The following is a 12,061-nucleotide window of genomic DNA, read 5'->3' as shown; positions in this document are numbered from 1 at the left end:
CGGCGACATCAAGCATCGCAGGACCCGACCCTATCGACCGCAGACCAACGGCAAGGTGGAGCGATTTCACCGCACCCTTGCCGATGAATGGGCCTACGTGCGGCTCTACACCAGCGACGCCGAACGTTGCGCCGAGTTCCCGCTCTGGGTGCATCACTACAATCACCACCGCGGCCACACCTCACTCAAGGGTCAAGCACCCGCCAGCCGCTTACCTAACCTCTCAGGTCAGTACACCTAGCGCCAACGTCAGCATCGCGGCGTGGTTGCAGGTGTGCAGCCAGGGATCCGGCTGGGACACGATGTGCGCCCGCTCCAGATGTCGCCACCTGGCCGCGGGGTCTGCCGCGTGTTTCGCGGCGGTCATTTCACCGCGATAGACCTGGTGGGCCTGCTCAGTGATTCGTGGCATCGAGTTGGCTCCTGTCGTGCGGCGAGCTGCTGGGGGCTATCTGTGGTCGGCTCGGGCGGGTGCGGTCGTGTCGTTGACGTCCGGTGGAGATCCGGTGGGGGCGCAGCAGGCGCACCCGTGGTCGCTCTCTGCAGGAGCTGGCGCGACCAAGGGAAGGGTGAGTCTGGCGGCTGGGGGCCGTTGGGGACCGCAGCAGGGGTCGTCGAGGGTGGGCGCGGGGCCGATGTCGAGGGTGTGAGTTGTTGATCGCGGTGACGTCGCTGCCACGCCGGGTAGGGCGGTGATGCGGGCGGCGCGAATGGCGTTGAGGATGACGAACACTTCGGCGGTTTCGTGGATGAGGACCACCGTGGCCAGGCCCAGTACTCCGAAGGCGGCTAGCGGTATGAGGACCGCGATGATCGCCAGCGAGAACGCGATGTTCTGCACCATGATCCGGCGGGCGCGCCGCGAGTGAGCCAGCACCTGGGGTAGGTGGCGAAGGTCCTCGCCCATCAGGGCGACGTCGGCGGTTTCGATGGCGACGTCGGTACCCATGGCGCCCATGGCGATGCCGATGTTGGCGGTGGCCAGCGCGGGGGCGTCGTTGATGCCGTCGCCGACCATGGCGATGGGGCGGCCCTGCGCGAGGGTCGGCAGTAGAGCGGCTTTGTCTTCGGGGAGCAGCTCGGAGTGCACGGTGGTGATGCCGGCTTCGGTGGCCACTGCCTGGGCGGTGCGGGTGTTGTCGCCGGTGAGCATCGCCACCGTGATCCCCAATCGCGTCAACATACCTACCGTCTCGGCGGCTTCGGGGCGAAGTTCATCGCGCACGGCGATGGCGGCGAGCGGCTGGTCGTCGCGGGCGAGCACCACCACGGTGGAGCCGGCGCCCTGCATCCGCTCTACGTCGGCGGCGAGTGGTCCAGGGGCTACCCAGGACGGTTTTCCGAGGCGCAGCCGGTGGCCGTTGAGGTCACCATGCAGGCCGTGGCCCGGCACTGCGGTCACGTCGCCGGCGGCCGGCGCTTCACCGGCGGCAGTCAGGATCGCTTGGGCCAGTGGGTGTTCGCTGCGCGCTTCCAGGGCCGCGGCCCACCGCAGGGCGTCAGCATCGCTGAGGTCATCGATGGTGACCACCTCGACGACGCGGGGCTGGTTGCGGGTGAGCGTGCCGGTCTTGTCCAGGGCGACGACCTTGATGCGGCCAAGTTCTTCGACCGCGGCGCCGCCCTTGATCAGGGCGCCGTGGCGGCTGGCTGCCCCGATGGCCGCGACCACGGTCAGAGGGACCGCGATCGCCAGTGCGCACGGTGAGGCGGCCACCAGCACCACCAGTGCCCGTTCCAGCCACAACATCGGGTCACCGAACACCGCGCCCACCGCCGCGATGCCCGCGGCCAACGCCATGATCGCCGGCACCAGCGGACGGGCGATCCGATCGGCCAGTCGTTGGCCGGCCCCCTTGCGTTCCTGGGCTTGCTCGACAATGTGCACGATCCGCGCCAGAGAGCTGTCGGCGGCCAGGGCGGTGACCTCGACCTCGATCGCTCCGCCGCCGTTGATGGCACCGGCGAACACCTCGCTGCTCGGTCCGGCCTCGACGGGCACCGACTCGCCGGTGATCGCCGACAGGTCCAGGCTGGTCTGGCCGACTCGGATGGTGCCATCGGTGGCGGCCCGTTCACCGGGCCGGATCACCATGACGTCACCGACGACGAGATCACCAGGAGCAACCGTGATTTCGGTGCCATTCCGCAGCACCGAGGCCTTTGGCGGCACCAGCGACAACAGGGAGCGCAGCCCGCGGCGGGTGCGGCTGACGGCGTAGTGCTCCAAGCCTTCGGCGATGGAGAACAAGATGCCCAGCAGGGCGGCCTCGGCGAACTGACCCAAAGCGACCGCACCGATCGCGGCGATCGTCATCAGCGTGCCGACCCCGATACGGCCATGCCGCAGGTTACGGACCGCATCGGGCACGAACGTGATCGCGCCGGCCGCGACCGCAGCCAGTTCGACGGCGTTCGCGACACCCCCGTAGCCGACCCGCCCCACGACCCAGCCCACCGTCAGCAGGACCGCAGCCAGCGCCGCGAACTGCAATTCCCGTACCTGCCAGAGCTTTTCAGGACCCGCGTCGGGTTCGACGTCGTTGCTTGGCCCGCAGCATGCATCAGACACGATCGGGTTCCTTCCCCGCAGCTGCGGTATCAACGCCGGTCAGCACGGCCGCCGTCAACTGGTGGCCGCGCTCGGTGAGCTGGTACATGACCAACTTGCCTTGACGGCGTGAGGACACCAGGGAGGCGTTCTTGAGTTGGCGCAGATGGTGCGACACCAAGCCCTGCGGCAGTCCGACGACCCAGGCCATGTCGCACACGCACAACTCGTCACCGGCTGCGAGTGCGGCTGCAATAGACAACCGGGTCGCATCGCTCAGGCCGCGCGCCGCTGCGGCGGCGGCTTGGATGGTGGCGCTGTCGGGCACCGTGGCGCGGATGGACTCTGCGTGGGGCAGGTCCAAACAGAGGAGATCGCAGGTGTCCACCGGTTCGCTCATATTCATATACTAATGTACGTTGATATGAATATGAAAGGGCTCGGAGCGATCCTGACCAACTCCCGCGTTCTGCTGACTGTCTTCGTTATCGCGGTGGCGACAATCGGGACCGCGGTGTTTCTCTCGGTCCGAGGCGCCGATTCGGGGCCCACCATCGAATTGGATGGGACAGCCGGACAGACGGTCCGGGAGAACAGCCACCGGCTCAACGCCGTACCCGACAGCGACGTCTACTTCGTGGAGTTCCTCGACTTCGAGTGCGAAGGTTGTCGCGCGGTGTATCCCGCCATCGAGCAGCTGCGCGCCGAATACGGCGACCGGGTGAACTTCGTGCTGCGCTACTGCCCACTGCGCTCGCACTTCAACGCCGAACGCGCCGCACGCGCGGTCGAGGCCGCCGCCCAGCAAGGCCAACTCGAAGCGATGTACCGCAAAATGTATGACACACAAGCGGAATGGGGTGAGCGGCAGACTCCCGCCGACGAAGTGTTCCGTGGGTTCGCCCAGCAACTTGGCCTGGACATGAGCGCCTTCGACGCGACCTACAACGACCCCGCGACTCTAGAACGCATCCAACTCGACATCGCTGACGGCACCGCACTAGGGGTGCAAGGCACCCCGACCTTCTTCCTCAACGGCGAACGCATCCAACCGCGCAGCTACGAAGACCTCACCACGGCACTTAACCGGGCTTTGGCGCGCGAATAGGCGTTCGTCTCGTTTCTAAAGAAATGAGGTCGATCAGTTCCTGTCTCAGACGGGCGCCGACCAGTCGACGTCACCTGTGTGGGTTGCGTTGTCGAGAAAAGTCACGTTTGAGCGTCGTGGATGCCGGCGAGGCGGCGCACGGCCTGAAGTCCTTTGGCGGTGCCAGGCCAGTGCCGCTCCAGGGCCGCTGGGCCGGCGCGGCGCGTGACCGAGCGTAGCGCGAGCGCGACGATGATCGCGTCGTCGGCATAACCGAGGACCGGGATGAAATCCGGGATCAGGTCGATCGGCAGGATCAGATACATCAGCAGCAAACCCAACCGAATACGGACACCGCGGGGCAGCTCGGGATCTGCGGCGAGGCGGCGCAGCAGCACCACGACGTCGGGCAGCAGCCGCAGGATGTCGGTGACCCGCAGATCAGCGGGCCGCGTCACGATGAGCAAGATCACTAGGACCAGCCAGAGCAGGACGAAGCCCGCCACGGCGGCGATTACGGTCGCGCCCAGGTAGCCCGTCACCGAGTCACCAGTGAACGGCGGCGCCACAGGATCGCCACGATCGCCACACCGATCGCGGCGAGTTGAATGACCGCCACGGTGGCAACCAGCGCCGGGATCGACGTGTCGTAGAGCCAGCCCGTCAACGCGCCACCGGCGGCGGTGGCCGCGCCGAGCGCGGCGGCGAACACCCCGTAGGCGGTGGCCCGCCGCGGCGGGGCGACCAGATCGGCAACCACCGCCCGCAGGGTGGATTCCTGGATCCCGACCGCGGCGCCCCACAGCAGCGCCCCCGCCACGACCAGCCAGACCTGATCGCTGAACGCGACCGCAGGTATAAGTGCCGATAGAATGGGCAGCACGGCAAGGGTTTTCGCGCCGACACGGTCATAGGCCCACCCCGACGCCAGCGCGGCCAACGCATCAGCGCCCATCGCCGCGGCGTAGATCAGCGGGACTACGGCGGCGGGCAGAATGCCGCGGGTAACCATGTGGAACGACAGCACCCCGAAGGTGGCGAACCCGATCATCGTGGTCGCGGTGAACGCGCTGTAGGCCCAGAACGCGGCAGGCAACGGTGCCGGCCGCTCAGTGGGGGTGCCCGCCGAAGTCGCGGCCGGTGGCGATGTCGCGTCACGGTCGGATTCGTAGCGGGCCGGATCGGGAACTCGTAGCGCGAGCCACACCAGCAGCGCGAGCGCGGCGACACCCGGCAGGGCAAGCACACCCAATGCCGGACCGTAGTTGTTGCCGGACACGGCGAGAACACCGGCCACGGTCAGCGGTCCGATGACGGCGCCGATCTGATCGAGCGCCTCGTGCACGGCGAAACCCCGCCCGCGGCCGGTCACCGCGGCGGCATGAGAGAGCAGCGTGTCCTTGGCGGGGCTGCGGACTGCCTTCCCGATGCGTTCGGCGATCACCAATGCGCACGCCACCCACAGGGTGCCAGCGACACCGAGAAACGGCACGGTGACGATCGTCAGCGCATAGCCGGCGATGGTCCAGGCCCAGAATCGTTGGGTCCGGTCAGTCAGCGGGCCCGACACCAGCCGAAGACCCAACGCGGCCGCCTCGCCAATGCCGGTGACCACCCCGACGACCAAGCCGGTGGCCCCGAGGGAGGCCAGCAGCGGACCGGTGATCGATCGGGCACCCTCATAGACGAAGTCGGCGAGCAGGCTGACCGTGCCGAACACCGTGACGAACCGCCACGCACCCAACATTGGGCGACCACCCGAGCCGCCATTGATGTTCCTGTGACCCTCGGGTGTCGTTGTCATCGAACAGCTTTCATACTGGGCGTCATGGCTCCAGCGCGGCAATGGCGGCCTTGGCCCGGCCTTCGGTGAACACCTCGACCAACACCACCACGGCGGCTAACAGGATGCGCAGTCCTCATTGGGGATTCATCTCTTCATCCGGCTCCGGATGTTCGTCATGATCGGGTGCCGCCAATCCCTCGGCCCGATACACAGCCTGGGCGAAATCGGACAGGGCTTGCTGGCATTGCTGCACCGCCTCGGCGGCAGCAGTGGCGCGCGCGCCGGGAAAGAAGTCGCGGGTCGTGATCTTGGCCAGCCAGGTGATGAGCCTGTCGAGATCGTGCTCAATCTCCTCCAGCTCGGCGAAGGTGAACTTTTCCCGCCGTGTCTCCTTGGCGATCTCGGCCAGCACCTCGTCAGCGCGTTCGCTGAATTCGTCATACTCCCGCGCTCGATCAGCATCAAAACGCGCCACAATGTCGCCGTCGACCTCATGGCCGTCCGCCGCCACGGTCAACACGAAGGCGCTGCCGTGTTCACGCACTGTCGCGGCCAGCTGGGTGAACAACGCTCGATGCGCGGCCGATTCGGGTAACACCCACACCCCGTTATGTAGCCCTGCCGCGCCCGCCGCCCGGGCCCGTCGCCACAGCGCCACCCGCGCGCTCGACGGTGACGCCGGAAGCTGCGCGAGCAGCAACAGCCATTGGGGAAACTCCCGCCCATCAGTATGCAACACGTGTTACACGCTATCCCTGGGCACGCTAGATCTGCAACACGTGTTTCATGGGACTCCGGCTGAATGGAGGGTATGCGCTGCGTGGGCCACGCCTCATCCGCGTTGCCTCCGCCGGCGACGACGAACACAGCACCGACGTCGCGACCGCCTGCGGCACCAGCGCCGTGTCTCAGATCTAAAGAAACGAGGCGACTCAAATCCTGTCTCGCAACCGGCGTGACGGTGGCTCAGCAGCAGTGGTCCCCGCGTCACGCTTCGCGACCTTCTCTAAACGCGACTACCGCCACGAGATGAACAGTCCGACCAGTGGATCTGCCCACCACCAGCCGAGGGTTGCTCCGAATGACTGCGGACCTCGTTGCTCAGTGAGCGGGGGCTGCCATTGGTTGATGCTCGGTGGAGTCATTTGTGCTGGAGTCGATGTGGTCGACGTGGAACAGTGCCTGACTGAGCAGCCGGTGAACGTGTTGATCAGCTGCGGAGTAGTAGACGAAGGTTCCTTCACGGCGGCCCTTGACCAGGCCGGCCAGCCGGAGTTTGGCCAGGTGCTGGCTGACCACCGACGGTGCGACTTCGGCCAGGTCGGCCAGGCACGCCACCGAGGACTCTCCTTGAAGCAGTGCCCACAGCACCTTGATCCGGGTCGGATCGCTGAGCATGCGAAACGACTCCGCCGCCAGATGCACCTGTTCCTCGTTGGGCATCTGGAAGTCCGGCAGGGAAGTGTGCATAGCTCACAGGCTACCGGGATGTCGCTATGATCAGCTGCACATCTGTCCAGCTGTAACGCTGAATTCGAATATGCGCGTATACGCAGGTTACTGTGATGTGGATGAGTACCGGCACCCAGACACCCCACGCTGAACGGCACGCCGACACCGGTGATGTCCGTCCCGGACCACCAGCGCGTTCGTCTGCGTGGTCGTTGCCTGAGGTGCGGTGGGCACTGGCCGCGACCGTGCTGTTTGCGATCGGCGGCCTGTCGCAGCTCGCCGGGGCACCGGTGTGGTTGTACTGGTCGCTGTATCTGGCGTGCTATGTGACCGGAGGGTGGGAACCGGGCTGGACTGGGTTGAAAGCGTTGCGCGACAAGACACTTGACGTCGACCTGCTGATGGTGGCCGCCGCCCTCGGTGCCGCGGCGATCGGACAGGTCTTCGACGGTGCCCTGCTGATCGTCATCTTCGCCACCTCCGGTGCACTGGAGGCGGTGGCGACCAAACGCACCGAGGATTCCGTGCGCGGACTGCTCGACCTGGCGCCGGAGACCGCGACGCGCATCACCGATCGCGGCACCGAGGAAACGGTGGCCACCGCGGCACTCGACGTGGACGACGTGCTGCTGGTCCGGCCCGGGGAACGCGTCGGCGGTGACGGTGTCGTCGTGCACGGCACCAGCGACGTCGATCAGGCCACCATCACCGGGGAATCCCTGCCCGTGGACAAGAAGCCCGGTGACGAGGTGTTCGCCGGCACGGTCAACGGCACCGGCAGCCTCCGAGTTCGGGTAATACGGCCCGCCGCGGACACCGTGATCGCCCGGATCGTCGCCATGGTCGCCCAGGCCAGCGCCAGCAAGGCTGGGATGCAGTTGTTCATCGAAAAGATCGAACAGCGCTACTCCCTGGCCATGGTGGTCGCCACCGTCGCCCTGTTCGTGATTCCGCTGCTGTGGGGCGCTGATCTGCAGTCGGCACTACTGCGGGCGATGACGTTCATGATCGTGGCCTCACCGTGCGCACTGGTGCTGTCCACGATGCCGCCGCTGCTCTCAGCGATCGCCACCGCCGGACGCCACGGCGTGCTGGTGAAATCTGCCGTCGTGCTCGAAAAGCTCAGCACCATCACCCATGTCGCCTTCGACAAGACCGGCACTCTCACCGCGGGCACCCCGCGGCTGGTGCAGATCCGCCGCCTGCCCGGGGCTGCCATCACCGACACGGAGCTGCTCGCGCTGGCCGCCGCCGCGGAGAACCCCTCCGAGCACCCTCTGGCCCGCGCGATCGTCGCCGCAGCCCACGACGCTGGGCTCACACTGCATCCCGCCGAGGACTTTTCCTCCACCCCGGGGCACAGTATTCGAGCCCGCATCGACGGCACCCTCGTCGAGGTCGGCAAACCCGCCCTCCTCGACGAGGATCACGGTCCCGCTCGCGGCATCGTCGGCGAACTCGAGCAGACCGGCCACACCGCGGTCGTCGTCCGAACAGACTCAACTGTCGTCGGCGTTCTGGGTCTCATCGACCAGGCACGCCACGCTGCCGCCGACACGGTGGCCGCGCTCACCACACTCACCGGCGCGCGACCGCTCCTGCTCACGGGCGACAACCCCCAGGCCGCGGCTGCACTGGCGGCCCCGTTGGGCATCACCGAGATCCGCGCTGGGCTGCTACCCGAGGACAAGGTCAGCGCCGTGCGTGAACTCGAAGCCGACGGGGCCAAGGTCATGCTGGTGGGTGACGGGGTCAACGACGCGCCCGCCATGGCCGCCGCCACCGTCGGCGTCGCGATGGGCCGCGCTGGCTCGGATCTCGCGCTGGACACCGCCGACGCCGTCATCACCCGCGACGACTTGTCCACCATTCCCGCCGTCGTCGCGCTGGCGCGCCGCGCCCGTCGCTTGGTGATCGCCAACCTGGTGATCGCCGCCACCTTCATCACCGTCCTGGTCGCCTGGGATCTTTTCGGCCATTTGCCACTGCCCCTCGGCGTTGCCGGCCACGAAGGCTCCACCATCATCGTGGGACTCAACGGCCTACGACTCCTGCGAGACGCCGCCTGGCCCAAGCAGTCTCAGATCTAGACAAACGAGATGATCCGGTTCCTGTCTCACGTCAGTGGCAACGCGTCGGTTAGCTGCGCGACTGTCGGCGCCGTAATGCCTCGGTCAGCTGGGTGACTGTCGGCAATCCCGTCAGGCCGGCATCGGTCTGGTACACCCGACACGCCAACTCCCTCACGGGCACCGCATCGTCAAAGGCGTCTGTGCCGTCGATGAGGATGGTTGGAGAGCCCGCGAACGGTAAGGCCGCGGCCTCTTCGTCCGTAGTGACCCGCCGATACGTGATCTCGACGTCGGCCAATCCTGCTGCTGCCACACCCGCACGGGCACCGGCTTCCTGCCAATTCGGGCACCCGTCGAAATAGACAATCTCGACTCTCATGTGCTGATTGTGCAACGCGTCGGCGTCCCCTCCATACCGGATCATGCCCGCACGATCCCTGACCTGTTGTCTCGGTTGTAGAGAAACGAGACAGGGCCGCGCGCCCGCGTGACGCTCGTATAGGGCCGGGTGGAGGTGTCTCATATCTCGTCTCACACCGCGTGCCTCAGAGCCGTACCATCAGATGTCTCGACACGGTGGTTCGATAGGGAAACTTAGGTCCCGCTCTCGCACTACGTGCAGTGGCCGATCTCGGACCTCAAACGCTCGTTCCTCAATCCGGCCGGCGAGCCGCTGTTGCGGGCTGGCCGGTATGCGACTCCAACGGACTCCCGGCGCCGTTGACCACGCGGGAAACCGCGGGTCAACTACCAGCACCTTTTCCCATATTATGGCCAATGTCGCTCTGGTGGTGGACGGCCGAGCGTCGTCAGGAGCCGTTACGCGCCAACCACTCTGAAAGCGCCGTTTCGAGAAGCTGGCTGTCGTTGAGTCCAAGCTTTTGAGCACGCGTCTGGACGTCCTCCAGCACGTGTGGGTTCACTTTGCCGGGGACCCTCATGGTGTCTCCTGGGGGCAGTGGGGTTGGGGCTGTGCGTAGTTCGTCGCGAGGGAAGAGGTCGATAAGCGACAACATCTGCTCCGGGGTGATCTCGATTGGCCGACGTCGGGTGAGGCCAAATTCGAGCCGTTTGAGTTGTGCGGAGTCTTTGCAGATGCCTTTGTTATGAACAAAGTCGTTGCGGATCAGACGGATGTCTCCGAAGTAGTCGCTGCGGATGTCGCTGCCTCGGATGCGTTCAGGGGTCCGCTTGTCGAACCAGGCGGCGATCCTCCCGCGGAACTGCTCCTCCCACAGCGAGAAGGCGTAGCTGAACCACTGGGCGTATGCGACGGCTTGAGCTTCGGGGTAGCTATTGACGGTTTCTCGGCCGGCGCCTGCCATCCAGATCTCGGCGCCCCCGTTGACTGCGGACACCAAATCTTGCATATGCACGCGGCCTGGGCCGTCAGTGTCGGCGTACACGAGCGTCTTGACGTCGAGATAATGGCCGACGTCGGCTGGTTCCAGTCCTTGGAGGAATCGTTGGTGTGGCCGTTCCCATTCTTCCACCTTCTTGATAAGGACATTGTGCGAGGTCAGCGTTACGACGAGGGAGATGAGCAGTGCGCGCTCAAGTTCACCAATCACTTCCTCGATGGTTGCGTCGTGTTCTGTCATCTGCCCTTCCAGTTCGGGCAGGGCATCGTCGATGGCATCGATGAGATTGCGCAACGTTGTGTTGAACTCGTCATCGAGTGAGAAGTTGCCCATTGCCGTGGCGATCGGGGCGAGCGTTTCAGCGAGGTGAGATTCTCCGCCGAGGTTCTGGCTCTTGAGTGTCAACTTGATGTTGTCGCGTGCGATGCCGGTCATAACGTCTTTATCGCGTTCGCTTATGACTCGGACACCCTGCATGCGCGTCGCGGCTTCTGCGTACGTCGCGACGGATTTCTCAGCCATCTTGAGCATGGTCAACGCCTCGCGAAGGACTCCGAGCCACCGCTTGCCACGACTCTGCTTGTACATCGAGCACCCCCTTTGGGAGAAACATAGGCGCTCACCCTGACAGGCAGGAATGGGATGGGCTCAGTGTGACCGAGCAATTTAGGCGCGCGGACTACCCACCAGACAGCCGACGCCGTGAACGCAGGTGGGCCCGTCAGAGCAGCCGTTCCGGGCTGGCAGGGTGCGTAATCTCGATGGCGTGCAGGCGTCGCGTAGGGCAGCGAAGAGTCGGCAGGCTCCGGTGCCGATGCTGGCTACGCTGGGACGCCCGCCGGCTGGCGACGACTTTGCTGTTGAAGTGAAGTATGACGGGCAGCGCGGCTTGGTCGTGGTCGACGACGACGGGCTGGCTGTGTTCACCCGCAATGGCGCAGACGTGTCGCGGACCTTCCCTGAACTTGCCGGAGTCCGCGCCGCGATCGGCGGCCGCCGCGCGATCTTGGACGGCGAGATCGTCGCTGTCGGAAGTGACGGCCGCCCGTCGTTCACCCGTCTCCAGCGTCGGTGGCCGCAGCAGCGGCGACCCAGCGCCGAGCTGATCCGTGAAGTCCCCACCCGTTTCCTGGCTTTCGACGCCCTGGCCGTCGATGGCGTGGACATCACGGGGGAGCCGTACGGCCGGCGCCGGGAGATCCTCAGTGAGATCATGGTGGTCGACTCGTCGCCGACGATGACGGTTCCCCGGCACTGGGTCGACGTGTCGCCGGCCGACATGCTCGATGTGTGTGCGGCCAACGCCATGGAAGGCATCGTCGCCAAGCGCCTGGACTCGCCGTATCGGCCTGGCCGATCGGCACTGTGGGTCAAGTCGATGGTCAGAGCCACCGCCGAGCTGGCGATCGTGGGCCACATCGCCACACGTGCGGCGGGCGGAAGCGTGGCAACACTGCTGGTGGCTGGGCATGACGAGGCTGGCGACCTGCGCCTGGTCGGTCAGGTCGGCACCGGGATGAGTCAGCGTGAGCGGCGAAGGCTGTTTGAGCTGCTCAATCCGATCGAAATCAACGAATCCCCGGTGCGAAACCCGCTGACAGAGCCAGGTGTGCGATGGGTGGAACCCCGGTACGTCGGCGAGATCGCATACCGCGAGTACACCCCCGGCCGATTGCTCCGCCACCCGTCGTACAAGGGCCTTCGCGATGTCACGGCGGCTGACACCAGAGTGCCGACACCTGCCTGACCACC

General features: G+C 65.9%; 12 protein-coding genes and 1 pseudogene. 4 read left to right on the top strand and 9 right to left on the bottom strand.

What is annotated here, in order from left to right; all coding sequences use genetic code 11:
- Positions 1 to 241, top strand: a 241-nt coding sequence (locus BEMPMBAN_RS19435; protein WP_159232880.1) for an integrase core domain-containing protein, incomplete at its 5' end; no start/stop codon positions are given.
- On the opposite strand, the pseudogene BEMPMBAN_RS19430 reads toward BEMPMBAN_RS19435, so the two are convergent.
- The 3 genes and pseudogenes from BEMPMBAN_RS19430 to BEMPMBAN_RS19420 all read right to left on the bottom strand — a co-directional run.
- Positions 239 to 412: pseudogene (locus BEMPMBAN_RS19430) on the bottom strand (DUF3703 domain-containing protein); the annotation flags it as partial. The gene BEMPMBAN_RS19435 and the pseudogene BEMPMBAN_RS19430 overlap by 3 nt on opposite strands.
- A 36-nt stretch (positions 413 to 448) precedes the next feature.
- A complete protein-coding gene (locus tag BEMPMBAN_RS19425) occupies positions 449 to 2,572 on the bottom strand; it encodes a heavy metal translocating P-type ATPase (protein ID WP_159232878.1) in 2,124 nt (707 codons plus the stop codon).
- A complete protein-coding gene (locus BEMPMBAN_RS19420) occupies positions 2,565 to 2,951 on the bottom strand; it encodes an ArsR/SmtB family transcription factor (protein ID WP_159232877.1) in 387 nt (128 codons plus the stop codon). The genes BEMPMBAN_RS19425 and BEMPMBAN_RS19420 overlap by 8 nt, the downstream gene beginning before the upstream one ends.
- 24 nt (positions 2,952 to 2,975) lie before the next feature.
- Between BEMPMBAN_RS19420 and BEMPMBAN_RS19415 the strand changes: the two genes are divergently transcribed.
- Positions 2,976 to 3,659, top strand: a complete 684-nt coding sequence (locus tag BEMPMBAN_RS19415; RefSeq protein WP_200846049.1) for a DsbA family protein — start codon at positions 2,976 to 2,978, stop codon at positions 3,657 to 3,659.
- Between the two features lie 101 nt (positions 3,660 to 3,760).
- Here the strand turns inward: BEMPMBAN_RS19415 and BEMPMBAN_RS19410 are convergent, their stop codons facing one another.
- From BEMPMBAN_RS19410 to BEMPMBAN_RS19395, 4 genes are all read right to left on the bottom strand, one after another.
- Positions 3,761 to 4,180 carry a YkvA family protein gene (locus BEMPMBAN_RS19410; protein ID WP_200846048.1) on the bottom strand — a complete coding sequence of 140 codons (420 nt, stop codon included), beginning with the start codon at positions 4,178 to 4,180 and terminating at the stop codon, positions 3,761 to 3,763.
- Positions 4,177 to 5,442 carry an MFS transporter gene (locus BEMPMBAN_RS19405; protein WP_159232876.1) on the bottom strand — a complete coding sequence of 422 codons (1,266 nt, stop codon included), beginning with the start codon at positions 5,440 to 5,442 and terminating at the stop codon, positions 4,177 to 4,179. The genes BEMPMBAN_RS19410 and BEMPMBAN_RS19405 overlap by 4 nt, the downstream gene beginning before the upstream one ends.
- A 115-nt stretch (positions 5,443 to 5,557) precedes the next feature.
- Positions 5,558 to 6,124, bottom strand: coding sequence for a Chromate resistance protein ChrB (locus BEMPMBAN_RS19400; protein WP_159232875.1), 567 nt, complete (start codon positions 6,122 to 6,124; stop codon positions 5,558 to 5,560).
- Between the two features lie 401 nt (positions 6,125 to 6,525).
- Positions 6,526 to 6,894, bottom strand: a complete 369-nt coding sequence (locus BEMPMBAN_RS19395; RefSeq protein WP_159232874.1) for an ArsR/SmtB family transcription factor — start codon at positions 6,892 to 6,894, stop codon at positions 6,526 to 6,528.
- Positions 6,895 to 6,995: 101 nt separating this feature from the next.
- Here BEMPMBAN_RS19395 and BEMPMBAN_RS19390 point away from each other — a divergent pair, with 101 nt between their 5' ends.
- Positions 6,996 to 8,966 carry a heavy metal translocating P-type ATPase gene (locus tag BEMPMBAN_RS19390; RefSeq protein WP_159232873.1) on the top strand — a complete coding sequence of 657 codons (1,971 nt, stop codon included), beginning with the start codon at positions 6,996 to 6,998 and terminating at the stop codon, positions 8,964 to 8,966.
- A gap of 49 nt (positions 8,967 to 9,015) precedes the next feature.
- Here the strand turns inward: BEMPMBAN_RS19390 and BEMPMBAN_RS19385 are convergent, their stop codons facing one another.
- Positions 9,016 to 9,327, bottom strand: coding sequence for an alkylmercury lyase (locus tag BEMPMBAN_RS19385; protein ID WP_159232872.1), 312 nt, complete (start codon positions 9,325 to 9,327; stop codon positions 9,016 to 9,018).
- 430 nt (positions 9,328 to 9,757) lie between these two features.
- Positions 9,758 to 10,897 (bottom strand): hypothetical protein, encoded by a 1,140-nt coding sequence (locus BEMPMBAN_RS19380; protein WP_200846047.1) that lies wholly within the window; start codon positions 10,895 to 10,897, stop codon positions 9,758 to 9,760.
- 226 nt (positions 10,898 to 11,123) lie between these two features.
- Here BEMPMBAN_RS19380 and ligD point away from each other — a divergent pair, with 226 nt between their 5' ends.
- Entirely contained in the window at positions 11,124 to 12,056 is a 933-nt protein-coding gene (gene ligD, locus BEMPMBAN_RS19375; RefSeq protein ID WP_159232889.1) for a non-homologous end-joining DNA ligase, read from the top strand.
- Positions 12,057 to 12,061 lie beyond the last annotated feature (5 nt).

The sequence above is a fragment of the Mycolicibacterium austroafricanum genome (assembly GCF_902705885.1).
Lineage (GTDB): Bacteria > Actinomycetota > Actinomycetes > Mycobacteriales > Mycobacteriaceae > Mycobacterium > Mycobacterium vanbaalenii_A.
Note: the sequence above shows the minus strand (reverse complement) of the source record. Positions and strands in the feature narration are given on the sequence as shown.

Bases quoted from the DNA above. Each gene is read 5' to 3' on its own strand.
- BEMPMBAN_RS19385 (WP_159232872.1), bottom strand. From the start codon at position 9,327: ATGAGAGTCGAGATTGTCTATTTCGACGGGTGCCCGAATTGGCAGGAA.
- BEMPMBAN_RS19420 (WP_159232877.1), bottom strand. From the start codon at position 2,951: ATGAGCGAACCGGTGGACACCTGCGATCTCCTCTGTTTGGACCTGCCC.
- BEMPMBAN_RS19390 (WP_159232873.1), top strand. From the start codon at position 6,996: ATGAGTACCGGCACCCAGACACCCCACGCTGAACGGCACGCCGACACC.
- BEMPMBAN_RS19380 (WP_200846047.1), bottom strand. From the start codon at position 10,897: ATGTACAAGCAGAGTCGTGGCAAGCGGTGGCTCGGAGTCCTTCGCGAG.
- BEMPMBAN_RS19405 (WP_159232876.1), bottom strand. From the start codon at position 5,442: ATGACAACGACACCCGAGGGTCACAGGAACATCAATGGCGGCTCGGGT.
- ligD (WP_159232889.1), top strand. From the start codon at position 11,124: ATGCTGGCTACGCTGGGACGCCCGCCGGCTGGCGACGACTTTGCTGTT.
- BEMPMBAN_RS19415 (WP_200846049.1), top strand. From the start codon at position 2,976: ATGAATATGAAAGGGCTCGGAGCGATCCTGACCAACTCCCGCGTTCTG.
- BEMPMBAN_RS19395 (WP_159232874.1), bottom strand. From the start codon at position 6,894: ATGCACACTTCCCTGCCGGACTTCCAGATGCCCAACGAGGAACAGGTG.